The sequence below is a fragment of the Gammaproteobacteria bacterium genome (genome assembly GCA_029881255.1).
In the GTDB taxonomy this organism is placed as follows: domain Bacteria; phylum Pseudomonadota; class Gammaproteobacteria; order S012-40; family S012-40; genus JAOUMY01.
On sequence record JAOUMY010000005.1, the window covers coordinates 303635 to 328329 of the forward strand.

The 24695-nt window shown below is 46.3% G+C and carries 25 protein-coding genes and 1 pseudogene; 15 read left to right on the plus strand and 11 right to left on the minus strand.

What is annotated here, in order from left to right:
- Positions 1-441 precede the first annotated feature (441 nt).
- Positions 442-1800, plus strand: coding sequence for a hypothetical protein (locus tag OEZ43_12430; protein MDH5546393.1), 1359 nt, complete (start codon positions 442-444; stop codon positions 1798-1800).
- Positions 1781-2284, plus strand: a complete 504-nt coding sequence (locus tag OEZ43_12435) for a response regulator (protein MDH5546394.1) — start codon at positions 1781-1783, stop codon at positions 2282-2284. Before OEZ43_12430 ends, OEZ43_12435 begins: the two co-directional genes overlap by 20 nt.
- Positions 2285-2337: 53 nt before the next feature.
- Here OEZ43_12435 and OEZ43_12440 read toward each other — a convergent pair whose 3' ends face one another.
- Both OEZ43_12440 and OEZ43_12445 read right to left on the minus strand, forming a co-directional pair.
- Positions 2338-2541 carry a cold-shock protein gene (locus OEZ43_12440; protein ID MDH5546395.1) on the minus strand — a complete coding sequence of 68 codons (204 nt, stop codon included), beginning with the start codon at positions 2539-2541 and terminating at the stop codon, positions 2338-2340.
- A 232-nt stretch (positions 2542-2773) separates the two neighbouring features.
- Positions 2774-3229: a DsrE family protein gene (locus OEZ43_12445; protein MDH5546396.1), complete on the minus strand. Its 456-nt coding sequence runs from the start codon at positions 3227-3229 to the stop codon at positions 2774-2776.
- A gap of 167 nt (positions 3230-3396) precedes the next feature.
- Here OEZ43_12445 and OEZ43_12450 point away from each other — a divergent pair, with 167 nt between their 5' ends.
- The 3 genes from OEZ43_12450 to OEZ43_12460 are packed head-to-tail and all read left to right on the plus strand — an operon-like array spanning position 3397 to position 6306.
- Positions 3397-3942: a sigma-70 family RNA polymerase sigma factor gene (locus OEZ43_12450; GenBank protein MDH5546397.1), complete on the plus strand. Its 546-nt coding sequence runs from the start codon at positions 3397-3399 to the stop codon at positions 3940-3942.
- On the plus strand, positions 3939-4664 hold the full coding sequence (locus OEZ43_12455) for a hypothetical protein (protein MDH5546398.1): 726 nt from the start codon (positions 3939-3941) through the stop codon (positions 4662-4664). The genes OEZ43_12450 and OEZ43_12455 overlap by 4 nt, the downstream gene beginning before the upstream one ends.
- Before the next feature lie 52 nt (positions 4665-4716).
- Positions 4717-6306: an AAA family ATPase gene (locus OEZ43_12460; protein MDH5546399.1), complete on the plus strand. Its 1590-nt coding sequence runs from the start codon at positions 4717-4719 to the stop codon at positions 6304-6306.
- Positions 6307-6312: 6 nt separating this feature from the next.
- Here the strand turns inward: OEZ43_12460 and OEZ43_12465 are convergent, their stop codons facing one another.
- Both OEZ43_12465 and OEZ43_12470 read right to left on the minus strand, forming a co-directional pair.
- Positions 6313-7668 (minus strand): Glu/Leu/Phe/Val dehydrogenase, encoded by a 1356-nt coding sequence (locus tag OEZ43_12465; protein ID MDH5546400.1) that lies wholly within the window; start codon positions 7666-7668, stop codon positions 6313-6315.
- Between the two features lie 242 nt (positions 7669-7910).
- Positions 7911-8879 carry a phosphoribulokinase gene (locus OEZ43_12470; GenBank protein MDH5546401.1) on the minus strand — a complete coding sequence of 323 codons (969 nt, stop codon included), beginning with the start codon at positions 8877-8879 and terminating at the stop codon, positions 7911-7913.
- A gap of 137 nt (positions 8880-9016) precedes the next feature.
- Between OEZ43_12470 and OEZ43_12475 the strand changes: the two genes are divergently transcribed.
- The 3 genes from OEZ43_12475 (at position 9017) to OEZ43_12485 (ending at position 12429) form a co-directional block, all read left to right on the plus strand.
- Entirely contained in the window at positions 9017-9211 is a 195-nt protein-coding gene (locus OEZ43_12475) for a hypothetical protein (GenBank protein ID MDH5546402.1), read from the plus strand.
- 438 nt (positions 9212-9649) lie between these two features.
- On the plus strand, positions 9650-11470 hold the full coding sequence (locus tag OEZ43_12480) for a hypothetical protein (protein ID MDH5546403.1): 1821 nt from the start codon (positions 9650-9652) through the stop codon (positions 11468-11470).
- Positions 11471-11595: 125 nt separating this feature from the next.
- Positions 11596-12429 carry a hypothetical protein gene (locus OEZ43_12485; GenBank protein ID MDH5546404.1) on the plus strand — a complete coding sequence of 278 codons (834 nt, stop codon included), beginning with the start codon at positions 11596-11598 and terminating at the stop codon, positions 12427-12429.
- A gap of 45 nt (positions 12430-12474) precedes the next feature.
- Here the strand turns inward: OEZ43_12485 and OEZ43_12490 are convergent, their stop codons facing one another.
- The 6 genes from OEZ43_12490 to OEZ43_12515 all read right to left on the minus strand — a co-directional run bounded on the left by OEZ43_12490 (position 12475) and on the right by OEZ43_12515 (position 17820).
- Positions 12475-13062: a DUF3501 family protein gene (locus OEZ43_12490; GenBank protein ID MDH5546405.1), complete on the minus strand. Its 588-nt coding sequence runs from the start codon at positions 13060-13062 to the stop codon at positions 12475-12477.
- Positions 13063-13100: 38 nt separating this feature from the next.
- Positions 13101-14444 carry a heterodisulfide reductase-related iron-sulfur binding cluster gene (locus OEZ43_12495; GenBank protein ID MDH5546406.1) on the minus strand — a complete coding sequence of 448 codons (1344 nt, stop codon included), beginning with the start codon at positions 14442-14444 and terminating at the stop codon, positions 13101-13103.
- Between the two features lie 90 nt (positions 14445-14534).
- Positions 14535-14951, minus strand: coding sequence for a rubrerythrin family protein (locus OEZ43_12500; protein ID MDH5546407.1), 417 nt, complete (start codon positions 14949-14951; stop codon positions 14535-14537).
- 89 nt (positions 14952-15040) lie between these two features.
- Positions 15041-16852, minus strand: coding sequence for an ABC transporter ATP-binding protein/permease (locus OEZ43_12505; GenBank protein MDH5546408.1), 1812 nt, complete (start codon positions 16850-16852; stop codon positions 15041-15043).
- Between the two features lie 90 nt (positions 16853-16942).
- Positions 16943-17128: a hypothetical protein gene (locus tag OEZ43_12510; protein MDH5546409.1), complete on the minus strand. Its 186-nt coding sequence runs from the start codon at positions 17126-17128 to the stop codon at positions 16943-16945.
- A 242-nt stretch (positions 17129-17370) separates the two neighbouring features.
- Entirely contained in the window at positions 17371-17820 is a 450-nt protein-coding gene (locus OEZ43_12515) for a hypothetical protein (protein ID MDH5546410.1), read from the minus strand.
- Between the two features lie 140 nt (positions 17821-17960).
- Between OEZ43_12515 and OEZ43_12520 the strand changes: the two genes are divergently transcribed.
- The 5 genes from OEZ43_12520 (at position 17961) to OEZ43_12540 (ending at position 21605) form a co-directional block, all read left to right on the plus strand.
- Complete coding sequence (locus OEZ43_12520) at positions 17961-18539, plus strand: NapC/NirT family cytochrome c (protein ID MDH5546411.1); 579 nt, start codon at positions 17961-17963, stop codon at positions 18537-18539.
- Positions 18540-18556: 17 nt separating this feature from the next.
- Positions 18557-19489: an ethylbenzene dehydrogenase-related protein gene (locus OEZ43_12525; protein MDH5546412.1), complete on the plus strand. Its 933-nt coding sequence runs from the start codon at positions 18557-18559 to the stop codon at positions 19487-19489.
- Between the two features lie 200 nt (positions 19490-19689).
- Positions 19690-20775 (plus strand): hypothetical protein, encoded by a 1086-nt coding sequence (locus OEZ43_12530; protein ID MDH5546413.1) that lies wholly within the window; start codon positions 19690-19692, stop codon positions 20773-20775.
- A gap of 59 nt (positions 20776-20834) precedes the next feature.
- Positions 20835-21170: a ribulose bisphosphate carboxylase small subunit gene (locus tag OEZ43_12535; protein ID MDH5546414.1), complete on the plus strand. Its 336-nt coding sequence runs from the start codon at positions 20835-20837 to the stop codon at positions 21168-21170.
- 33 nt (positions 21171-21203) lie between these two features.
- On the plus strand, positions 21204-21605 hold the full coding sequence (locus tag OEZ43_12540; GenBank protein MDH5546415.1) for a hypothetical protein: 402 nt from the start codon (positions 21204-21206) through the stop codon (positions 21603-21605).
- A 24-nt stretch (positions 21606-21629) separates the two neighbouring features.
- On the opposite strand, the gene OEZ43_12545 is transcribed toward OEZ43_12540, so the two are convergent.
- The gene (locus OEZ43_12545) at positions 21630-22868 is read right to left on the minus strand and encodes an HDOD domain-containing protein (GenBank protein MDH5546416.1); all 1239 of its coding nucleotides are present in this window, start codon (positions 22866-22868) and stop codon (positions 21630-21632) included.
- 229 nt (positions 22869-23097) lie between these two features.
- On the opposite strand from OEZ43_12545, the gene OEZ43_12550 reads away from it, so the two are divergent.
- Complete coding sequence (locus OEZ43_12550; protein MDH5546417.1) at positions 23098-23976, plus strand: adenylate/guanylate cyclase domain-containing protein; 879 nt, start codon at positions 23098-23100, stop codon at positions 23974-23976.
- A 216-nt stretch (positions 23977-24192) separates the two neighbouring features.
- Positions 24193-24567, plus strand: a pseudogene (locus OEZ43_12555) (transposase).
- Positions 24568-24695 lie beyond the last annotated feature (128 nt).

Consider the following 24695-nt stretch of genomic DNA (forward strand, 5'->3'; position numbering starts at 1 on the left):
CACTTTATTTTAAATAATTGTATCTATGGATAGTCAATTATGAAAACTTTCCGAGCGGGAAACCGAATTTCCAGACCAAGTATATAATGTAGCCTCCTACCCTCCTGTATCGCCAGGAAACATTAAATTGTTTAGCTAACAAACCCCAAAAGATGAGGAACAATTTTCAATTGTTGAAATTTCGGATTCATTCTCTTCATTTTTGGTATTAGATGGGGGAAGTCCAGGTCTAAAACTATTCGCACTTGATCGCCACTAATTTGCTATCTATAGTTTATCTAAGACACAATAAATATACGTAGGGACGACTGCATGGTGCGAATCTCGCTACTCGTATGGATTATTTTGACTATGGTGGCAGCATGTGCAGAAAACCTTCCACCAAGCCCAGCAACTTCATTGACATCCTCAAAAAATAGTCCCAGTTCAAGAAGCCACGGTATGTGGGATCCTGTCGTACAGCTATCCTCGGCCCAAGTTGACAACTCTAATCTTGCCCGAATTCGAGAATTCGCTGTAAGCCTGTCTCCGCAAGATGCTACGAGTATTTTTTCCTGGCAAAACGCGGTTTCGATGGATGCATTCTCGGGAAATGTCCTTTGGGGAAACTATCAGGTTCGCATCTTGGATGATATTGGTGCAGTCACCAGTGCTTCGCCGATTCCGGAAATACAACAAACGAATGCCCAATATCTAGACATACAATTCTCTCGCGACGCCAACAATGCGAAGGCGTTATGGTCAAACAATGGCGAAATATACAGCAGTGACATCTACGTGAATACTAGCCCTATATGGCTGTTGCCTCAATTACAGGGAAACAGCACCGGCAAACCTCAATTGCTATTTTCGGCACAAACACTTCCTTTCTCACCACCCGTGGACACACAAGCATACGCTATGGTTTGGCCTGCGCCAACGCTCAACAATTCTATTCAAGGCCGAGTTACCAGCCTGGCACGCGGTATGGGCGGTGCACCAATTGCCCAAATTGGCGACGTTCAGAATTTGTCGTTTGGTAGTGGTGTAGCGCTTGGCTCAGCTACAATTGACGACCAGACGAGGACATCACAACTTTGGCAACAATACAACATCGCCGGTCAACAAGAGTTAATCGTGAGTCAACTTGAACCGGGGAAAACTTGGTTCACACTATCCCCAACCCTCACCAGCATCAATTTTGATATTGCGAGAGAAATTGTTACTGCGAGCCTGCCTGGGAATGTTCTCATGCTTATCGGTTATGACCGCGGTGGCAACATTCTTTCGCAGAGCTTCCATCCAATTGTCGGCTGGGGAAACCCCCAAGTCATCAGCGAATCCACTCCTATACCATCTAGCCGTTCAAATCTACGCGCGAACTACAACGGACTCGGAGATATACAAGTTGTGTGGCTGAGTGAAGATACCAGTCCTGTATTTGTCACACGTGTATATGGAAATCGTTTTTCGCGAATCCAACAAGGTTTTGCCTGGAATGGTGTGACGGAATTTAGCAGCGATATTCCTGCTGCCGTGCACAGTAGCGTGATGGTAAAGGTGGCAGACAATAGCGATACGGTAGTTTTGTGGCAAACCCAAGCTGGTGTTGATCAAACACTCCACTTCCGCGAATTTCGCCCTAGCACAGGATGGAGTGGCAGTATTTCTGTCGCCAGCTTTTCGAATATTAACGGTCAACAATTATTAGCCTCAACGATTGATATAAATAAGATAGGCATTATTAGCCTCGCATGGGCAGAAGTGGGCATTAACGGACCACTGGCAAATCTAAATATTAATGCCTTACGCAGACGCTGATCCAACCCACCCTATAAATTTCTATAGTAGTACTTCATTAAAGAGCAAATTACTCTACCCGTTAGGAAAATATGGAAAGCTTCTCGCCAAAATGGCGTCTGGAAAAAGGAATTTTATGTCGGGTGTAAATATACTGGTCGTAGACGACTCATTTATTGTGCGCAAAATTTTACGATATTATCTGGAAAACGCAGGTCACTTAGTTGAAGAAGCACAGGACGGTGGAAGCGCCTGGATGCTTGCCCAACATCAACAATACGGCTTAATTATTACCGAGATTAACATTTCAAGTATGGATGGGGTTGAGCTTATTGAAAAGCTCCGCCAGGAGTCCTGCAACCGTTACACCCCTATATTGGCAATTAGTTCGGAACGCCGCTCTCATAAAAAAGACCGGGCAAGTAAGGCGGGGGCGTCTGATTGGATTTGCAAACCATTTATTGAAGAAACAGTGCTCAATGCTGTTGAAAAATTGATCGCCTGAAACGAAAAACCCGCCTTCTATTGAGGCGGGTTTTTGACAGAAACCGGTGAGAATTAATCTACACGAACTTCGGTCGCCTGTGGTCCTTTTGCTCCATTTTCTACTTTGAAGGTTACTGTTTGACCTTCGTTCAGTGTGCGAAAACCGCTACCCTGAATGGCTGAAAAATGAACAAAAACGTCAGCGCTGCCATCGGAAGGTGTAATAAATCCGAAACCTTTGCTTTCGTTAAACCACTTGACTGTGCCAGTATTCATAGTGAGATACCTCGATAAGATGTTGAACTAAAAAGGTATTGCAAACATATCAAGGTAGCTTACTGAGAACACAGGGAGAGATGTGACCGAATGACCGTGATAATGTAACAATGCTCCAGGGGGCAAATTAGAGCATAAAGGGAATTCAATATCCAGCTATTTTTAAAGAAAAAAGTGGCAGCGGAACACCGCTGCCACTCCTTTTTCTAATTATCGTAATACGTATTTCCGATTAAGGTCTTACGTAAGAATAACCGGCCATTTGAAGCTCCATGATGCGACCAACGCCAGCCTTAACAACCTGAACGCCTTCAGTCAGCACTGGATCTTTGCCAGTTTTTGCCTTAACTTTCTTCATTGTGTTGCCACAAGCGCTGAAAGTAATATTCTGAGTGGCCAGGCTCTTAACGCGGTCTGACTGCTTGTTACCTTTAGTCAGTAGACCCAGGCCAGGACCGTAGGCAACGACTTCTACTGCGATATTGTCAAGACCGTATTCCTGTTGCAGGTTAACAGCATTGTTCAACGCAATAGTTTGGGTCTGAGCATCATCTGAGCTGACCTGGATAACGATTTTATATTTTGGATCAAAGTCAGCAGCTACGCTGTTTGCGGATACAGATACAGCCAGGATTGCGCTTGCAGCAGCAATAGCGAAAACCTTAGACACTAGTTTGCTAAATTTCATTTTATTTCTCCCAAAATGTGATGACAGTTAAACAAAAACACCTACAGGACTATAGACGTTGGCCGATAGACATTTATTCCACATTTGAAAAATATTTTTCCCTAAGGGAATAAAACCGTAGACCAAGCCGTCTTAAATAATACGTGGTAACGTTAGAAGGTTGCACTATGTGGGAAATATTTACCCAGTCTCGCAAATCCCGCCAGAAGCTTGAAAGCCGCTGGCATCGCCTCTACCGCCTGGCCTATTCCTGGTGTCATGACCCAGATCTTGCGGGAGATCTTACACAAGACACCCTTGCGAAAGCCTTAAAGAACATGCATCAGCTGAAAGATACCGATGCATTGGATGCCTGGCTGTTCAGTATTCTAAATAATTGCTGGAAGGACTATTGGCGAAATCGCCGGGAAATGTCTGACTTGGACCAAATCGAACACGAACCTTTTGATGATATCCACACACATCAACAACGAAATGATCTCATTTCCGGGGTTCGCCAAGCCATCGCACGTTTACCTTTGCACCAGCGTCAAGTATTGAGCTTGGTCGATATAGAGGAAATGAGCTACAAAGAGGTTGCTCAAATTCTCGATATTCCTATCGGCACGGTAATGAGTCGCCTGTGTCGAGCGAGAAAAGAATTAAAGGATATCTTGATTACAATGGAGAGAGAGACCGTTTCCAATAAACCAGAATTGAGGATTATAAAATGAGCCGCAAAGAAACAGTTTCAGATGAGAAATTAAACGCTTTGCTGGACAACGAATTGGATAACGATGACAGAGCACATGTTTTGTCCATTATGCAACAGGATCAAGAGGTGGCTTCTCGCTATTGTGCCTTGCGTCGAACCAAAGACTCGATAGCACTGGCATACTCCAACCCACCCCTACCATCGCAACTGGCGCATTCCAGAGTAAAAACAACAGAGAGACTGCCTTTTAGAAATTTCGCCGCCTCCTTTGCTCTCATTATTTGCGGCGCGATCGCAGGATGGATTGGTGGGCAATTTAATACTCAAGTTGCTGACCCTGGATTTCTCAGCATTGATCAAATTCAAAACCACAATCTACAAAGCAACCGGGTTCTAATCCATATCAGTGATATGAACCCCAGACAAATACTTTCCGCGCTGGATACCGCAAAAGGTATGCTGGCTTCCCAGGACAAGAGCAGCAATTTGCAGTTAGAAATTGTTGCCAACTCCGACGGAATCGACTTTATGCGCGAAGGATCACCTTTTGCGCAGGAAATTAGACAAATGACGTCGGACTTTTCCAACGTGACCTTCCGTGCATGTAGCTCGGCAAGAAGCAATGCCGAACTGCGGGAAGGCCGGAGAATTGCGATGCTGCCGGACGTACATATGGTACCGATGGCATTTGATTTTATCCTCACTCGACTGAGTGAGGGCTGGACCTATGTTCGTGGCTAAATAAGTGACAGTCACGCATTGCATGTGCTGAGTCACGGCGTAAAATACTGGCATGGATGCCACTATAAAAACACCGCGCTTTATACTGGCGCTGCTAGAACCAGAAGCCTATTCTCATCCTGTTTGGGAATGCAAGCTGATACAGACTCACATCTCCTGGATTATCCTGACGGGTAGATATGCCTACAAGATAAAAAAGCCCGTCAATCTTGGTTTTCTCGATTTTTCCAGTCTCGAAAAACGTCGTTATTTCTGTGAAGAGGAATTACGTCTTAATCGACGACTTGCCCCTTCCTATTACCTATCTGTTGTCCCCATTACCGGCCGAGAAGACCATCCAATCATGAATGGTGACGGGCCAACGCTAGAATATGCTGTACGCATGCGCCAGTTTCAGCACCGGAATCAGTTTGACGAGATGCTGTCGCGAGGAGAATTGCAGGAGTCTCACATTGATGCGCTGGCCACTATGATCGCAAGTTTTCACAAGAACATCCCATCCTGTTCCGTCGAAGAGCCTTATGGTGATACAAATCATATAACCCATATCGTTACAGAAACCATAAAGAGCTTTAGGCAGGCTCTCAGCGAACCAGAAATGCTACGACAGCTAGATCAAATAGACACCTGGTGCAAACATCAATTTCAAACGCTTGGCCCAAGCTTTGAAAAACGTAAGATTGCTGGATTCGTACGGGAATGCCATGGTGATATGCATTTACGCAATATCGCGTGGGACGATGGAACACCACTGGTGTTTGACTGTATTGAATTCAGTCCAGGCTTGCGTTGGAATGACGTTATTAGTGAAATCGCTTTTCTGATCATGGACCTCGATGATAGACAGCAATCACAACTGTCGTCGCGATTCATGAATACCTATTTGGAATACACAGGAGACTATGCGGGCCTATCACTGTTACGCTTTTATCTCACCTATCGTGCACTGGTCAGAGGCATGGTAGCGGCGATTCGACTGATACAGACCGACAGCACACAACAGGAACACATAAAGGTCGATAGGGAAGCCCATGAATATTTGGATCTCGCTACAGCGTATACAAAAACGCGAACTCCCATGCTCATACTTACACGTGGCCCATCAGGAACGGGAAAGACAACCTACTCGCAAAATTTACTACAACATCTAGGCGCCATCAGAATTCGCTCTGACGTGGAACGAAAACGCCTACACGGACAGGATGCACACAAAATTACGAGAACAACACCTGGCGAGGGAATATACGGCGCATCCTCGACTGACAAAACTTACGCACATTTATTGAAACTCACGCAGGAAATATTAGACGCCGGATACCATGTCATTGTCGATGCAACATTTCAATCTCCCGTACATATACGTGCGTTTCAAAAAACAGCGATCGAGAACAATATCGGCTTCATTATTGTTGAGTTCTATGCTTCAACCCATACGTTGAGACAACGAGTTTCCAAACGAACAGGCGACGCCTCGGATGCTGATATCGCTGTTTTAGATCACCAGTTACAATCGTGGCAGACTCTTAGCGAACAAGACTATCCGCTATTTTTTCGTGTTAACACAGAGAGTAGAGAAGAAGCAACACTCGCGTTAAACACGGTTATTCAAACTGTCAAATCTATACAAACAAACGACACATAAAGGCAGCTACGGCCAGATTCCTCGCATTAATGTCGCTTTAGCGACACGCTCGATAGCAATAATCAAGGAAACTGTTCGAAAATCGGGTAGTTCATGCGGTATTGGTGAGTTCGGATCGGCCATACCGTTTTCACCAACCACATAACTTTGCCAACGACTAAACACATGATCCACTGTGTCATGAATTCTGCGTTGCAATTTGTCGATGACTTCCTCCAACGGCCAATGCTCATGCGCGTGATTCTGTACCCATTCGTAAAAGCTCACGGTTACACCACCGGCATTCGCGAGTATATCTGGCAATACAAAAATTCCTCTCGCCGCCAGCAATGCATCGGCCTGCGGTGTGGTGGGATTGTTTGCGGCTTCAACGACAAGCTTCGCCTTAACGCAGTGCGCGTTATCCGCACGAATTTGGTTACCCATGGCTGCAGGAATCAGAATATCGCAATCCGTCTCGAGTATTTCTTCGTTGGTTATGGTTAGGGTTTCTGCCATACCAACAACGGTACCGTTTTGTTTTTTGAATGCTTCGACTGCCGAAGGATCCAAACCGTCCGCACAGTAGATGCCTCCGCGGCTATCGCTAACGGCAACAATTTTTGCACCTTTGCGAAAAAAGGCATCCGCGGCAATCGCACCCACAGCGCCGAATCCTTGTATTGCGACACGACAACCTGCAACTTCCTGCTTCTCCGGTATCAGCGCCTTTGATAAAAAACGCTCCGTCGCAAACAACACGCCTAAACCGGTCGCTTCGCGACGGCCATATGATCCGCCCATTTCTATTGGCTTTCCCGTGACTACTGGCCTATTGTTGTGCCCAGGGTGCAACATGTCATAAGTATCGAATATCCAGGCCATAGTTTGCTCATCGGAATAGAGGTCCGGCGCCGGAATATCAATATGCGGACCAATTACGTCAGAGACCTCTGCAGTAAATCGCCGCGTGATACGCCGCAGTTCTCCGTCACTCAATTCCTTAGGATTACAGACTACCCCGCCTTTTGCGCCTCCAAATGGAATATTCACTAATGCACATTTCCATGTCATAAGCTTTGCTAAAGCTACTACTTCGTCCTGAGTCACTTCAGGATGATATCGAATACCGCCTTTGCCCGGTCCAAACACGCGATTATGAACTACTCGATATGCCTGGAATGATTTCACCGAACCATCATCCAGCTCTACTGGAAAATTTACGTGATAAATACGCTTTGGTTGTTTGAGAAAATCGATGAGACCTTGTTTTAGCCCGTGGATATATTGTTTTGCTCGATTAAATTGCTGCTCGCTTATGTAAACAGGATCAAGGTTTTCTTTTGCACTTTGGGATTGCTCGTTTGAAGATTGCTCTTGCATTTGGTCATCCATAATATTTTGCGTGACTTGCTTACACACTTTTAATACTCACGAGGAGTGAAAGCAAGCACAAATGAATTACGAAACTTTAATCGTCCGAAATAGTGAAAGGGTAACTCATCACAAAAGCTTCAAATATTTGACTCAAAAGAACGCGAAACATCTGTATTTACATACAAGTCTGAAAGCATTCTTCGTGCGAATAATGCTCTTTTGTTGTGAACGATTTGCTGCAGCGAGACCTACGCCAATTGGCATACAGCTTCCTTACGCCGCTCCATCAATTGAGTGACTATCGGTTCACAAATCGTACGTATCGCCTGAGACATGTGGGTATTGGGTATTAACAAGGTATTTGGGCGAGTAAATTTAGCACCAGGGAATTTCTCTTTATAGGCAATCAGATTATATTTTTTTGGCTCTCGAAAACGCACCACCACCATACACTCGTCTTCCAGAGGAACATCGGTCAACACAAATGGATTGGAGGTATCCACCATGGGAATACGTTGAAAATTGATATCCGTCCAGGAAAACTGAGGCGTAATAAACTTTACGTAATCCGGCATGCGTCGCAGAATGAGATTAACAGCGTCCTGTGCGGAACAAAAAGTCAACTGACAGGCTCTATTGATTTTTTGCATCCACTCAAGGTTGATGCTCGGCACTATCCCTATCAGCAAATCGACCCACTGTGCGATATCGACACCTGGGTCTTCGATCGTTTGGGATTGCTGACGTTTTTGTATCACCAGCGGGTTATTTGACTGGCTCAATTCGCGTTTTGACCACAGAGATTCAATATAACCGCCATGATGCCCTTCGTAAAAAAGCACATCGGTATCCACAGGAATTTCTTCCCAAGCAGAAAACAACCCTTTTTCAACACCTAATCGCTGCGCCTGCTCATCGGACTCAACATATTCACGCACCGTTCCACTACCGCTCCGTGAAAATTCCTGAAACAAGCCTTCAAGGCGATTCAATAAATTGATTTCGGGGCCAAAAGCACTCAATGGCGTTCCAGACTTTTCTGCATCTCGAAACATGCGTACCAAGTCTTTACCGGGATATTTACGAAAACTATTGCCGTGGACAAAGCAGGCGTTTACATTTCCCCGCTGAAAAATCTGACGAAAGTCGTTAGCCGCCGATGATATACCCGATCCCGCCGAGCCCGTAACTGCGATGACAGGGTATTGACTGGACATAACTCACTCCCTTTGAATTTCCCAAAAATACTACGATAAGCTGCATGATTATGCAATCAAGCCAATACTGACTAACGCGTATAACGTTTGCACGCTACAATCTGAATAAATATGACTATTTTTGCATTTATCGCGTATTGGCTACTCGTACTGGTCGTGGGCTATCTCGCCTACTGCCTGACACACAGGGTAAGGTCTCAGACTATGTCGCGACTCTATGCGTCGGTGCCAGCTATTCCATGCTGTGTCTGACTTCCCGTATTGCATTGACCATGGGTACGGTCATTATCATGTCAAATATTGTGATTGACGGATTCCTCGCAGTTTCGTAGACCGATCTTATTCAGGGTTTGCTTATGGCAGCAATACTGGTGAAAGTGTCGCTTATGTTGTTCTTTGAAGTGGTGGCCTATTTGATGTCTAGGAAATTGTACCCGGTTTTATTTTTTCTCTAGCCAGCATCCTAGTCGTAAGCAGGTACAGCGCCCCTCTACCGCCACATATCATCAAAGATTTCGACGATGCTACAAAATAGGCATATTTGCTCTTCAGCCAACATTAAACTCCCCAGGGAATAATCAGTCTGCGTTCAGAAAACTATATTAATTTACGACCTAACTATCAGATTTTAGGGGAATTGATCGAGGGCACAGCACCAGACAAATACTCTAAAATAATATAACCTATCGTTTCAGTTAGATTTTTTTACAAATAAAATTGCTAACAATAAGAAAGAGCAGGACGCTCCAATGCTGGAGGGGAGTACGGAAATGAAGTTGTACAGTGTAAAGGCAGTCTTATGTCTGTTTGTTTTTCTATTTATCAGTTCTTGTGAAGCACCCCCAACATACAAACGCCCCGGCATTAAGGGATCAAACCTCCATATTCGCGAGGCCACTCTCGTCCCATTTGATCCAGCACTCTATGAGCTTGCAGACCTGCATTGGGGTGGTCGCCTATATGATCATTGGTGGACAAATCAAGATGGCACAATGTTGCCGGTACCTGCTGAAACCGCAACTACTCACGAGCTATGGCCGGTGGAAAATACCAACGAGGCCGGAGTAGTTACCTGGGAATGTAGCTCCTGTCATGGCTGGGACTACCAGGGAGTTGACGGTATCAATGGCAAACCTGCCAGCCCATTTCATACCGGTATCAAAGGCATCATACCTATAAGCGGTGGTAGCCAACCCGTGCTACAGACACCGGAAGAAGTATATAACTTTCTACACGACGGCATGGTCGATACGCTGTCTCATTCATTTGGTCACGTGATTCTCGATGACATGGCGATATATGCCCTGACCAAATTTGTTATCACTATGCACGAAGACGCATTAGCGCAGCGCGCTCCAAGTAACTACATTAATCAGGAAACCGGACTTACGGCTGGTGTGGAAGCGGACGGAGCGACAATGTTCGGCCTCGATATCACCGAAGGTGGTTGTCAGGCCTGTCATGGCGCAGATGGAAAGATGATCGATTTCATTGATGGTGACCCAGCGACTCAACCTAACGAATTTGTTGATACTCTGGCGCGCGAAAACCCTTGGGAAACACTGCATATCATCCGCTTTGGTCAACCCGGAAGCGAACCTGTATTCATGAAAGGCCTGGGCGAATATCCCGCACATGCAACAAAGGATGTGCTGCACGAGGCGGTCAATATTGTCGCCTACGCACAGAACGGCCTGATCGCCAGTGCGACTGGTTTCGACTTCAGAACCTTCCAGGCTGGCGCAGATCACGCTACCGCGAATCAACCCGCACTCGATTTCGCACGCGGCGGTATCCTCTACGACGAATGGTGGACGGCACATGACGAAACCGCACCGCTTGTTGTTCCACCGGAGATTGTCGGTGTCGATCATGCATTGTGGACACCTGCTGCGACTAACCTAACACCAGCAGCTGGAGAAATTACCTGGCGCTGTAAAGCCTGTCATGGCTGGGACTATGTGGGCGCAGACGGAATCAATGGTGTCAGTGGCAGCAGTTACGAAACCGGCATTAAGGGCATCGTAACGTCTCACAACACTATGCCAACCCATATGGAACCTGTAGCAATCTACGATTTCATCCATTCAGGAACGGTGCATGCTGAAGGAGATCACGCCTTCGCAGCACACGTATCACCTGAGGACTTGTATGCGCTAACACGTTTAGTCGTCGATTTGCAGCAAGAAGCAATGCACGGCATGGCGCCTGATGACTTTATCGATCTCGCCACCGGAACCGTAACAGGTGGCAACGTCGAACATGGTCAGACGGTATTTCATGCAGCCGCAGATGCCGGAGGCTGTGGCGATGCCGCATGTCACGGCCCAGATGGTACGGCGATTGATTTAGCACCTGCGGGCGAACCACCTATCTTTCTGCATAATTTTGTTCTTGCAGATCCGCAGGAAGCTTTGCATAAAATCCGATTCGGAAATCCAGGAAGTGCAATGCCCGGGCATGCCGATCATCATGATCTCCTGAATTTAATGGACTCAATTAGCGTTCTTGAGTTTATCGAAGGCGGCATACTGCCACCCCCAACGGCTGCGCCGGCAGCAGGCTTTATAAGCAATTACTATCGGCGCTAGCCTAAACAGCGAGTCTACCTGCCCTACCCCTGGGGCAGGTGGATTTCGCCCAACGCAGGCAAACTAGCTGAGTTTTTTTCGCCGACGTGCTAAGGTCGTTCTTCCTGAATATCTGTGCCGAGGCTATGACCAATAAAACCCGCGCCCTGCCCTGGCTTTCCTTTTTCCTGCTTACAATTGCTGTACTTGTCTTTCTTGCGAATTATTTTTCGGTTTCGCAGGAAATTCACATCAATGATATGCAAGCACAGCAGATTGGAAAGCAAATATGGCAAAACGAAAGTGGTGGGAAGTTGGAGAACCTGATTTCCTGGAATGAAGGAGAAGATTTTCCATCTCTAGGTATTGGGCATTTCATCTGGTATCCGCAAGGTGTTGAACACACTTTCGAGGAAAGTTTTCCGAAACTGCTGCGGTTTCTCAGTCAAACGCGTAACTTGCCATCGGAATTGAATCCTGATAGCGCAGCACCGTGGAATTCGCGCGAAGAGTTTCTGGCAAATAGGAACAGTGAATTTACGCAAAGGCTACGTTCCTTCTTACAGGACAGCTTCGCCGAGCAAACTCAGTTTGTCATTATGCGATTGCAAGAAGCGCTACCGCGTATCCTGAGAAACACAAAGAACCCGTTTGCGAAAATGCATATCCGCGAAAACTTCTACGCTTTAGCCGCCTATCCTAATGGCGTTTATACACTGGTTGACTACGTTAATTTCAAAGGTGAGGGCATTTCAGAAAAGGAACGTTACAACGGCCTCGGCTGGGGTTTAGCACAGGTTCTTGACCACATGAATAGCAGTCGGGAAAGCAAAACACACGCGTTTGTCGAAGCGGCAGATTTCATATTGACGCGCCGAGTGGAGAATGCGCCCCGTGACGAAAGACGCTGGCTACCCGGCTGGCGCAAACGACTGCAGACCTACCTATCCGTCGAACAACACCAATCGTACACGCCCTGATTTCAACTGCGGCCTTCTATTCATAGAAAATAATAGTGTGATTTTTCAATCAAAGTCCGCAACTAAAGCATTGCGATAATTTTCGGGAAGTGGCTTCACTACCGTTGAATAGGCATTGTGATCAACACCTATCGCGATCGCTGCACCGGTTCGGGCCTTTTCGATCATACCTGGGGTAAACTCGAATCGTAGAAAATGTACCGAGGAAGTTTTTTCATCAGTCTCGCGATCCAAATCTTCGTTTGCGATTGGATATACTTTGTCGCAATCATCAATTTGCACCCAAACTTGGCGCTCTATACCGATGAGCTGCCCCAACATCTTTTTACGTTCATCCACGTCAGGGTATTCGATCATAAACGTGGCCTTCCAGTTAGATCCATCGGGAATGAGTGGATTGTAGGCTTCCAGTTCTTCTTTTATACCATCGGCTTCAAAGATCTTTTCGATGCGTAGCATTTCCTGCACCTGATACTGAACCGTCAGACGGTCTTCAAAATACAAGGTCGCATTCTGCCCCAAGTGAACCGTTCGGTTCTTTTTATGTTCGATGACTTTGGCGCGAAACTCCTTTCGAGCTTCCGCATAGGATTCCAGAGACATTAAATCACTACGTGTAAGTTTGTCAGACATGCTACCTCTACTATCTGTCCATCACTGATACAGTAAAACTAAATTCCGTAAGCCATACGCAAAAGACTCAAGGGATGTGTCGCACCACGACCATCTTTTAAACCGTTTTCTATCTGATCGCCCGCCATTGGACAGTCGCTGGTATAGTGATCTGGTTCAAATTTCTTGACCTTGTTGATCACGGGTCGACATATCTTCATGGAAATATCGTGGTACTCTTGCTTTACCGCATACGTCCCATCGTGGCCCGAACATCGCTCAATAAGATCGATTTCAGTTCCTGGCGTTAATGCCAACACATCCCGGGTTTTCAAACCGATGTTCTGTACTCGCAAATGGCAGGATGCATGATACGACACCTTACCCAAACCTCGCTGGAAACTGGTGTTTAACTTTCCAGCCTTGTGTCTAAGCATGAGATATTCAAACGGGTCATAGATGTGTTGTTTTACTTTTTGTACATCTCTATCATCCGGGAACATCAAGGGCAATTCCTGTTTAAACATCAATACACAGGACGGAACCGGTCCAACGATATCAAAACCCTGCTCTATCATTTCAATCATTACCGGGATGTTTTTGTTTTTTGCCCTTTCAACTGCCTCCAGATCACCGAGCTCCAACTTAGGCATACCACAACATACTTCGGAATCTATTAGTTTGGTATGAAGTTGATTGTGTTCGAACACGGCAACCAGATCTTCCACTATCTGTGGCGCATTGCGGTTGCCATAACAGGTAACAAACACCGCAACCTTGCCTGCGGTCTGCTCCGTAGCCTCTGATTGCGCCAAAGACTTATGGCTGGCTAGCCGTTTGCGCGCTGTATGGCTATGATATTGCGGAACCACCGCGTCAGTATGTATACCGAGTACGCTTTGTAAAATCTTGCGCGTAGCCTGAATTTTATTGGCGCTGTTTACCACACCAGACACAACGGGAATACCTGCCAAAGAGCCAACGGCATCTGTCGAGGTCAGTATCTTGTCTCGCAGCTTCACGTCCCCCTTGCGATGCTTTACTGCCTTTGCACGCAACATCGTGTGTGGAAAATCCAGATTCCATTCGTGCGGGGGAACATAAGGACACTTCGTCATATAACACAAATCACACAAATAGCAGTGATCGACGACTTTCCAGTAATCTTTTTTCGCGACTCCATCAACTTCCATGGTGTCGGACTCGTCTACCAGATCAAAAAGTGTCGGGAAGGCATTGCAAAGACTGACGCATCGGCGACATCCATGACAAATGTCATAGATGCGCTCAAGTTCGTGCATGAGTGATTCTTCGTTATAAAACTCGGGGTTTTTCCAGTCGAGCGAATGTCGCGTAGGAGCCTCCAGGCTACCTTCACGCACAGGGGATTTCGGTCCAGACATAAAACTCCCTTGGAATGACAGTCTGTTTATTCTTTTTTTGGTGAGAAAAACTGGCCACGGATGTGGCCAGTTTTACGTGTACTCTTTGATCTAGTCGAGTGTGTCGAGGGCCTTCTGAAAACGATTAGCGTGAGAACGCTCGGCCTTTGCCAGTGTTTCAAACCAATCAGCAATTTCATCAAAACCTTCATCACGAGCCGTTTTAGCCATACCCGGATACATATCTGTGTATTCATGGGTTTCGCCCGCAATCGACGCCTTGAGATTATCGGAGGTATTTCCAATTGGTAATCCTGTTGCAGGATCGCCTACCTCTTCAAGATATTCCAGGTGACCATGGGCATGACCGGTTTCACCTTCTGCCGTCGAACGGAAAACAGTTGCGACATCGTTATAACCTTCGACGTCTGCTTTGGCAGCAAAGTAAAGATAACGACGATTTGCCTGAGATTCGCCGGCAAAAGCGTCCTTCAGATTTTTTTCTGTTTTACTACCTTTTAACGACATGTTGCTCCTCCTGCAATAGATTAGCTCACCATTTGTTCATTTGCATTCTGAAGAATAATTTGGACTTTGTCCAATATTTATCAAGGTAATTATGATTCAACATCGACACGCGTTTGCCACTCAACAATTGCACTATATGATGAGTGTTCAGCAACAAGCTGTGAGTGAGTACCAACATCCACACTTCCATCACCGTTAAGATATACAACACGATCCGCTTCACGAATTGAAGAAAACCGATGGGCTATGATTATCGTAGTTCGTCCCACGCATAGTCGCCGAATACTTTGCATCAGATGCTGTTCCGATTCGCTGTCAAGCGCGGAACTGGGTTCATCCATAATCAGAATGGGAGCATTCCGCAAAAAGGCACGTGCAATCGAGAGCCGTTGCAACTGACCACCAGACAAAGTAAAACCGCCTTCGCCTATGGGTGTATCCAAACCCAACTCCAGATTTCGAATAAATTCCCAACTACCACTATCGACACAGGCCTGTTGCAACATCGAATCACTTGCATCAGGACAAGCGAGCAGTAGATTCTCCCGAATACTGGTTGGTAGTAACAATGGTTCCTGCCAGACGACTGCAATGTATTTGCGCAGCGATACCGGGTCATACGCTGAAATATTCTTGCCGTTGAACAAGATCTCGCCTTGCTGTGGATCATAAAAACGCAATAACACATTTACCAACGTAGACTTACCGCTGCCGCTCGCTCCTACTATGGCGACTGTTTCACCGGGAATGAACGCCAGATCGACACCACGAAACAAAGGTTGAGATCCGGGATAGGCAAACCACAAATCCTGTATATCGATACGCACGCCGTTATCACCGGCGACGAAATTCTCGCACCCGCTCTGCCGTACATCTGCGCTTTGCGCCAGCACTTCTTCCAATCGTCTACTCGCCGCAAGTCCGGCTTGCGCCTGAAAGGGCATCTCTGCAAGACCTCGAACAGGAACGGAAAGATATCCAAGATAGATCAGAAAGCTGACTAAAGAACCGGCGTTTAGCCTGGATTGTTCGACAAAGCCGATACCAACATATATGACAGCAAGAATACACACATACATCAATGCGCTCAGGCTGACGCCGAACGATGCCTCTAGCCAACGCTCTTTCATCGCTGCCCGATACGCGTCATTGAAACGCTGAAGGTGTTGCTGACGCATGCGTGTTGATGCGCCGAAACTGGTCATAGGTTTCAGAAAACTGATCAAGACATTTTCGAACGCCAACAATTTGCCATTGTTGTGCATAAACTGGCTTGCGGCCTTGTGTTTACGATTAACAAATATTTTCTGGTGCATCACAAACAATGGCGTCAACATCGTTGCGAGTACCGCAAGATATGGATCTAAAAAAAACAACATCGCCACATAAAACAATATTGTTAAAATGTGAGATAAAACATATATCGGATATTCAATCACAACACGTTGAACTTCATCCACGTCATGACTTAAACGTGACAGCAGATCACCCTGCTCAAATTTGTCGGAAACTGGTGCAGAAACTTCCAATAAATGACCGAGAAAACGGTTACGCAAGCGGCCAACAAATCGTAATCCCGCACCACTCGATAGTATACGCGCAATAAAATGGGCCGATTGATTCAGAATAACCATTACCATCAGCCCTAAAATGACAGACAATAGCTGCTGGTATTGACTTTGAAAAATGAGATTAAGCGGCTGACCTAACAACCAAATCAGTACTGTATTGGATATAGCGATCAAAAGCACCGCGATCGCTGCAAGCTTTATTGTCGATAACTCGTCAACCAACTCCTCCGCATAACGCTTTTTGATGCGGCGGGTTTCACTCAATAGCTCAAATAGACCTTTAAACAGCAATGACTCATCTCCGACGGTTAGGTATCCATTCTGTACCACACCGTCCTTCCTGAAGCTGAAAACAAAAAAAGAGAGGCCGAAGCCTCTCTTTCTCTTTTACTACGGTTTATCTGATGATGGAACAAGTCATCAGTGATAAGTGTTCGGGTAGATACCCGCTCCCCATATCACCGCATCTACACGGCTTTCGATGTGGCGCGTGTGGTGTTGTTGTTCTTGTACGGTAGTCTGGTGTGGCCTACATGCCACCGCCCATTCCTCCGCCCATACCGCCCATGCCGCCGCCTCCTCCACCACCCATACCACCCATGCCACCCATAGTGACCTCCTTCGGATAATGTAGGTGAATGCAGTCTGGAACTGCGCCATAGTAGCGCCTTGATTTAATAGAAAAAAACCAAGACACTCGTTGAGTATAGACAATATATGTCTATTTTTCCAAAACCGGGCCAAGCCGATTTCGGGCAGAGTCTAGGCAGGCAAGATTAATCCAGGTTTAAACGTTGGAAAAAGGCAATATAGCGGCCCGGCTTGATACCACCAACCAAAACGATCTTTTAGCCGCCAACCACTGGCATTAGCTTGATAAAGCTAACGTCCGTCGACGGCGTTATCGTCAGTTCGTGATCAAGGCTCTGCACTTCCCTGTGATCCACCATCACGAAAAATGCTTTATTTTCAAAGGCTTTTAGAGCCTCTTCGCATTGCACCTTCCAGTCAAGATCGCGATGTTGACGCAAACGATATCCCTGACTAGTCTCCTCAGCGTCCGCAGGCTGCACCAGGGCTCGAAAATTCACCGGGCGGCGCAGATTAAAGCTTTCGGCTTCGGCCTGTACACGTCGCTCTATCAGCTCACGTAATGTCAAGCGCTCGCTCGCAAGTTTCAATTGCACTCTATGGGTACGTTCTCCACGGGCTGTTTCGTCAAAAACCGTCAATGTGGAAGGCATGGCGACCTCGCTAAACAGATTGGCATCTCTTTTATAACGAGCGTCGAGCGACAAGCTTTAGTCTACGTTGTAGCTCAACTTCTCTAAAATCCCGACTCAACTTCAGCCTATTTTGTGACGTGATTACTTGAATCCAACATAGTGTTATTATCGTCCTTTGTCTTACCCCCTTATTGGAAGAGGCTATAACAACATTGAACTTCCAAGACCGCCGCATAATCGTCATTGTTCTGGTCTGTATTTCCATAGTCGCACTCGCGTTATTGGGTGGACTCGGCATGAGTGCGTTTATAAAAACCACAAGCACTAACGAGTTCTGTATTTCCTGTCACGAGATGGAAACGACGGTATATCAGGAGTATCGGCGAACCACGCATTATAAAAACGTCAGTGGCGTAAGCGCCGGTTGTGCTGATTGCCATATACCACATGACCTCGGCACAACCATCATTCGCAAATTTGCAGCCGTCAAAGATATTTATCATCATCTCCTGGGGACAATCGACACTACGGAAAAATTCGAAGCACGTCGCCTGGAAATGGCGCAAAGAGTATGGGCTTCGATGAAAGCGTCAAACTCCCGCGAATGCCGCAACTGCCACAGTTTCGACTCTATGGATATGGACAAACAACGTCAACGCGCCTCTAAAATGCACCAGCAAGCCACTAAAGACGGTGAAACTTGCATCGAGTGCCACAAGGGAATCGCACACAAAGCAGTTCATGATTTGATGGAAACATCAGAAGAAGAAAATATTATCTTGGAGTTTTGAATGACGGGGATGAAAAAATGAGATCAGGGAAAATTGCTCTCCTGATATGTGCCGTTGTCTCACCAAATGTCTATGCAAACAACATTGATTGGGGACAAGTGGACAGTCAGGAATTCGTTCTGTTTTATCCAGGCCAGGCCTCATGGGAATGGTTACTCACACAACACAAGGGCTCGAAGAGTCTACGTAAAGGCACTCCCTGTCTCGAATGTCACGAGACAGAAGAAAAACAGATGGGAGCAGCACTCGCCAGCGGAAAAAAAATGGATTCGGATGCCATTGCGGGCAAACCGGGTTCTGTTACCGTCAGCATCCAGGCAGCCATTGATGCGGATTTTCTGTACCTGCGCGCACAGTGGCAAGACCCAGAGTTCAGCAGCGGAAAAAAGATGGATGCCAACCACGAAACCAAATTCGCAGTCATGTTTGACGACGGCCGGGTTAAGGAAGCCGGTGTCGCCGGTTGCTGGGGGGTATGCCATGTCGACGTTGCCAACATGCCTTCTGCCGATGGTGAAAAACGTGAGTTGTATACCAGCAAATCCCGGCAGACCATCACTCAAAAGGGCGGTGGTGATAAATACAAAGGCGTCTCGGAGTTAAAGGCATTGCTCGACGAAAATAACTTTATGGAATTCTGGCAAGCACGCCCCGGTAAGAAATCTATGGAAACGGTTTCAGGATACATCCTCGAAAAACGACATCTCCATCAGGGACAGCCGGTAACCAGTGTAGCGGAAAAAAAAGACAACGTTTGGACAGTCGAATTCAAGCGACGCCTGAAAACAACAGGCGATGGTCTTAAAAAACTCGACGCTTCCACACCGTTGCAGATAGGATTCGCCATACACGACGATTATACCAGCGGACGCTTTCACTACGTATCGTTCGGCAAACGCCTGAGCCTCAACGGTGAAAAATCTGATATTACAGTCAAGAAAATTCACTAATTCATAGAGACCAAATCATGAACCAACTGAACAGATTTATATCGGGCGTAGTTAGCCTTCCATTTTTAACTCTAATTTTTTTATCCACATTTAGCATAGAATCGCAGGCCACCGGTGCCTTTGCACGCGCCACGGGTTCCAAATGCGACAAATGCCACACCCAGTCTTTCCCTCGCCTAAACACTCGCGGAGAGCGTTTCATGCGCAATGGGTTTCAGCTAAAAAAGGAAAACGATGGCGGTTTCGGCCTGGACGATGATAAAGGTCAGGAAGAGGATAAACTGCTACGCAAGCTGGCCGAGACTCTCAGTATCACTGGTGATATGGAATTAATGAGTATGAAGGGTGGCACTGTCACTCCAGAGCTAGGAGTCCCTAATGCCGTGGGATTTCTGGCAACTGGTAGCCTCGCCGAAAATACACCCATTTGGGTAGGTGCAGATATTTCATCCTCCGGTGCGGAAGTGCATCGCTACACGATCGCACGCACCAATATACTGGATTCAAGTTATGTAAACCTGCGAGCAGGAACACTTGACCCTACGACCTGGACTTCTTTTTACGGTCACAGTGGCGCATTGGACACTCCCAGTGGTGACATTGGGGCATATGGCGGCGGACACCACGGCGCGGGGGCCAATTTCACTCAGGTGGGCCCAGGCTACGCGCAACATGAGGGTATTGAGTTCTACGGCTACAACGACTGGCTGCTGCTATCCGCAGGCTTGGCAAATGGCGAAATACCCGCATCGGATACCATTGCGACCGATGGCCACGCTCACGCTGACACTGGTCGAAACTATGATCGACTGGATTATTGGGCAACCGGACGTCTCGATTTTGCTGGAAGCTCGGCCTCGCTGCTATGGTATAACGCTAACGGTAGCGTAGAAAAACAAGTCATGACGGCAGCGTTTAATGTTCGCTATAAAAATCTGGATCTTCGAAGCCAATTTTCTCTGGATGTCAGCAAACATAGCGCGGATACTCAAGGTGAACCACGTTATGGATTCACCTTCCAAGCAGATTATAAATTCACCAAAAAACTTCTCGGCATCTATCGCTATGACACTACTGACAATGGAGAAAATAGCGGCGTAGAAAGCCAGATGACGTTTGCGCTCGTCCTGAAGCCAGCGCAAAACATCAAGCTCACGACGTCATACATCTATGAGCAGGATGTTGCCGTCGCGCCACATGATGACACGGGCACGAGTGGCGACCATGCGCATATGAGCACGGGTTTTGGCAATCATGTCAGCGTGACATTACGGTATATGTTGTGATTCAAAAGGGACGATATAAAAATCTGCGCAAACACGTCTTTTTGTGCTAAGTTTCGCTGATGTCGCATTATCAGTTTTTAAGCAATACGCCGCACAGCGAAACAGAGATACGTAGCTTTCTGGTAAAGTGTTCGAAAAATGACTGGCTGGTCAGTATCGAATACTCTCCAGTCAATAGTGATGAAAATACCTATTGGCAAACCTGGCCACTATCAATGGTTGACGCGCATTTTCCGGATCTCATATTTGAAGAATTGGAAAGGTGCCACACCCAACACCCTGACTGTTTCGTGATGATTTGCGCTCACAGCCAAGAGGACCACAAGTATAGAAAGGTCGCACAAATGCTTGCTTTTGGGGTTGATAGTGGTAACAGGGACGCAAATTGCATATAAACCCCGTTGTAATTTTTTAGGACAGAAACACCTATGCCGTCACGCCTTGAAAGTGTTCCCGTATTAGCTCAATCCACTGCGTTGATCGACGCCGCTCGCTTTAATGCGCTACGCGTGGCAATTAAGCGCAACAAAAAGCCGCTAAGGATGAAACTTGCTGGCTTGAGAGGCCTTGAACTCGAGCTCAATGATGACGTCTGGTTAGTGGTAGATGCCACAAATAACGATTTGCCTGTCATTGCCTGGCTAAGTTTTCAGTTAGAAGCACGCACGGACCTGACCGCGCCGATTCGATGTGATCTACGTTTTTACCACGCCCACGCTGGCGTGATCGTAAACAAGGTGTTGGATATAGCGGATGAATATGTGCGTAGTACACAATCAACTTCAGATGTAGAGCCCGGCCAGAAAGTCAGCCCCATAAAACGATCCTAAAAAGGATCTGATGTGCCGTGGATGCTAATCAAGCTTCTCAAGCTCGGCCAACATATCGTCTGCCCATTTTATCGCATCAAGATATGAACTAGCGATTGCATTGTGCGAAAGCTTTTCACACAATAATACGTCCCAATCTCCTTTCTCATAGTCCGTAACACACCTCAGAATTTTCCCTTCATCACCAGAACGTTCAAGCAGGGCCTCATTGAGGCGTTTATGCAGCGGCAAACTTTTTAAAATATTTGACATTGAGATTCCCAGCATCGCGTCGAGAGCGGAAAATAAACCGACGACGAAAAAGCTATTCGTCTTTTCGACACCTTTCCTGACCGCAATCTGCTCACACATTTTCGCTCTAGTTAGCGCAACACGAACCAATTCGTTACATGAACCACCAACGTCAGCAATAATCAACAATGTCATAAACTGTTTAAGCGCGTCCAGCCCAAGTATCATCAGGGCGCGTTGAATGGAATCAACTTGTGTTGTTACGCCAACGGCAGGAGATCGTATATACCGTAGCAATTTGAAGCTCAGCGCTGCATCCTTGGAAATCAAAGCTTCTAAAGCACCAAACTCTACCTCAGGATCCTGTAACAAAGACAATAACTGCATTAAAACGACTTTACCGGTACTGAGTTTTCTACCTTCCACTACCTCTGGCTTAGATAGAAAATACCCTTGAAAAAGATCAAATCCCATTTCCCTGCAGGCTTCAAATTCCTTTAGTGTTTCGATTTTTTCCGCAAGAATCGTCTTCCCAACTAGTTTGAGATACTTTATGCCCTCTACTAACTTTGTATTGTCCACCGCCTGTATATCAACTTTTACTATGTCAACGACAGGAAGAAACGCTTTCATCTTGTCTTCAAAAACATAGTCGTCCAGAGCTATCTTAAATCCGTTGTCTCGATATTCTCCGAGTATTTTTATGAGTTCGGGTGTTGCACGTACGTCCTCGAGAATTTCGAGTATCACATGTTTCTGTGTTAGCGGTAGAGGGATAGTGCCATTGATGCAATTTTCGGTGAGGTTAACAAAGGCCATTTTGTCGCCAACGATATTTTCGAAACCGATGTCTACAAAGGTATTCAATATCACCCTGGTAGTAGCTTCGTCGCCGTCAAATACACCCGCAACATTGACCAACCCACTACGATAAAGTAATTCATAGGCAAAAATGCCTAGATTCTTGTCATATATGGGTTGCCGACCAACAAAAGCCGACTGTTCAGACTCCATCGTTCTTATGTTTTCCATATTTTTCATATACTTAAAAACACTGCTTATGACTTCCACCAAACGCTAGTTTTTATTCGGCAAAAAAATAAATTTAATTACCACTTTATTTGCATTAGTATTAATGCGAATAACGGGATGAGCCCGGCGGAAGTGAGGCATTTGCGCTCCCGCTAATACATTTTTACTATCGCATACAGACACTATCTCCTCTAGAATGAAGCCAATAGACTCAGCGTACAGGAAAGAAATGCAAACCCAGGAAGGTGTGATTCTATTTGCGGATGTAGTAGGAAGTTCGGCCTTATATGAAGATCTGGGAGACCAGGTTGCTGCAGAACAAATAAATCGCTGCCTAAGTACTCTATCTGCAATTACCTTGAAGCATCAGGGTGTCATTATCAAGACTATTGGTGATGCGGTCATGTGTCGCTTCCCGAAGGCTGATGCAACCGTACGTGCAGCTGCCGAGATGCAGACGGCGGCACGGAGTATGTTAACGCCCTTGGGTAAACCGATCACCCTGCGCATCGGCGCCCATCTAGGACCGTTCATGGTCAGCACCAATGACATTGCTGGAGACGTAGTCAATGTCGCGGCTTATCTGTCCAATATCGCAGGTGCACACAAAATACTTCTTACCGAAGAACTTGTTAAACAGCTCTTCTCGTTAGAAAAGGGACGGACCCGACTTTTTGATCACATCACACTTAAAGGCAAACAGGAAACCACAAATATCTATGAATATATGTGGGAAATGACGGACGTTACGACAATAAGTATTCCGGTTAATTACAGTACCCAAGATACGCAACACTTGAAACTCCAGGCAGGGGCAAGCGTTCAACAAGTGGATGCTCAGACCCACGAGTTCTGGATTGGCCGCCATGATAGTTGCCAACTCGTCGTCAGATCAAATATGAGTTCCCGTTTTCACGCTAAGATTGAATACCGACGTGGTAAATTTATGTTGGTGGATGAGAGCACTAATGGCACCTTTGTCACCTCTAACAACGAAGAAGTCTATATCCGCCGAGAAAGTGTACCGCTGGTAGGAAATGGAATCATCAGTATTGGTGAGTCCGCCAAGAACAATAATGGACAGATCATCGAATACAGTCTGGATTAGCCATTGCCGATAAAAACGGACACATCTATCTTGCGAAAAGTTTTGACTATCTCCCTCCCAGAATAAACGTATTAGCCAAATTAACCCATTTCGAGTTTAAAACGCACGAACAATATAGTTGTGTTCACATAATTCTTTGTGCACTTTTCTACCTACAGAGACTGTAAATTAGATTGTGTATCTGCTTATCATATACCCTAAAGGGAGATAAGCGAGATGAAACAAAAGGAAATAGAAGCCTTCGCACGCGAAGCAGCCAAGAGCATCAAGTCAGAAAAGGATTTAAGTGACTTCAGTAAGATGCTGAAAAAGATCACCGTAGAGGCGGCACTCAATGCGGAGCTCGATGATCACCTGGGCTACGACAAACACCAAACATCGGACAGTAGCAATAGTCGAAACGGCTATTCTAGTAAGACGCTCATCACCGAAGATGGCCAATTTCAGATTGATGTGCCACGCGATCGAGACAGCTCATTCGAGCCGCAACTCGTCAAGAAACAGCAAACCCGCTTTACCGGCATGGACGAGAAAATTCATTTTCTGTATGCCAAAGGCATGACCACGCGTGAGATTGTTGCCACGTTCAAGGGTAACCGTTCATTTCGTGACGTCCTTCTTTAAATAGTACTCCCCATTTAGAATTCCCTCATCGTTTCACAACGGCCATGAGGATATTATGAGCAACACCGCCTATCAACGTCGAACCCCAGCGCAGT

Coding starts and splice junctions, on each gene's coding strand:
- OEZ43_12490 (MDH5546405.1), bottom strand. CDS start 13,062: ATGTCTGACAAACTTACACGTAGTGATTTAATGTCTCTGGAATCCTAT.
- OEZ43_12530 (MDH5546413.1), top strand. CDS start 19,690: ATGCGCAATGGGTTTCAGCTAAAAAAGGAAAACGATGGCGGTTTCGGC.
- OEZ43_12450 (MDH5546397.1), top strand. CDS start 3,397: ATGTGGGAAATATTTACCCAGTCTCGCAAATCCCGCCAGAAGCTTGAA.
- OEZ43_12470 (MDH5546401.1), bottom strand. CDS start 8,879: ATGTCCAGTCAATACCCTGTCATCGCAGTTACGGGCTCGGCGGGATCG.
- OEZ43_12460 (MDH5546399.1), top strand. CDS start 4,717: ATGGATGCCACTATAAAAACACCGCGCTTTATACTGGCGCTGCTAGAA.
- OEZ43_12535 (MDH5546414.1), top strand. CDS start 20,835: ATGTCGCATTATCAGTTTTTAAGCAATACGCCGCACAGCGAAACAGAG.
- OEZ43_12435 (MDH5546394.1), top strand. CDS start 1,781: ATGCCTTACGCAGACGCTGATCCAACCCACCCTATAAATTTCTATAGT.
- OEZ43_12455 (MDH5546398.1), top strand. CDS start 3,939: ATGAGCCGCAAAGAAACAGTTTCAGATGAGAAATTAAACGCTTTGCTG.
- OEZ43_12500 (MDH5546407.1), bottom strand. CDS start 14,951: ATGTCGTTAAAAGGTAGTAAAACAGAAAAAAATCTGAAGGACGCTTTT.
- OEZ43_12545 (MDH5546416.1), bottom strand. CDS start 22,868: ATGGAAAACATAAGAACGATGGAGTCTGAACAGTCGGCTTTTGTTGGT.
- OEZ43_12445 (MDH5546396.1), bottom strand. CDS start 3,229: ATGAAATTTAGCAAACTAGTGTCTAAGGTTTTCGCTATTGCTGCTGCA.
- OEZ43_12465 (MDH5546400.1), bottom strand. CDS start 7,668: ATGCAAGAGCAATCTTCAAACGAGCAATCCCAAAGTGCAAAAGAAAAC.
- OEZ43_12550 (MDH5546417.1), top strand. CDS start 23,098: ATGCAAACCCAGGAAGGTGTGATTCTATTTGCGGATGTAGTAGGAAGT.
- OEZ43_12540 (MDH5546415.1), top strand. CDS start 21,204: ATGCCGTCACGCCTTGAAAGTGTTCCCGTATTAGCTCAATCCACTGCG.
- OEZ43_12485 (MDH5546404.1), top strand. CDS start 11,596: ATGACCAATAAAACCCGCGCCCTGCCCTGGCTTTCCTTTTTCCTGCTT.
- OEZ43_12440 (MDH5546395.1), bottom strand. CDS start 2,541: ATGAATACTGGCACAGTCAAGTGGTTTAACGAAAGCAAAGGTTTCGGA.
- OEZ43_12480 (MDH5546403.1), top strand. CDS start 9,650: ATGAAGTTGTACAGTGTAAAGGCAGTCTTATGTCTGTTTGTTTTTCTA.
- OEZ43_12495 (MDH5546406.1), bottom strand. CDS start 14,444: ATGTCTGGACCGAAATCCCCTGTGCGTGAAGGTAGCCTGGAGGCTCCT.
- OEZ43_12430 (MDH5546393.1), top strand. CDS start 442: ATGTGGGATCCTGTCGTACAGCTATCCTCGGCCCAAGTTGACAACTCT.
- OEZ43_12525 (MDH5546412.1), top strand. CDS start 18,557: ATGAGATCAGGGAAAATTGCTCTCCTGATATGTGCCGTTGTCTCACCA.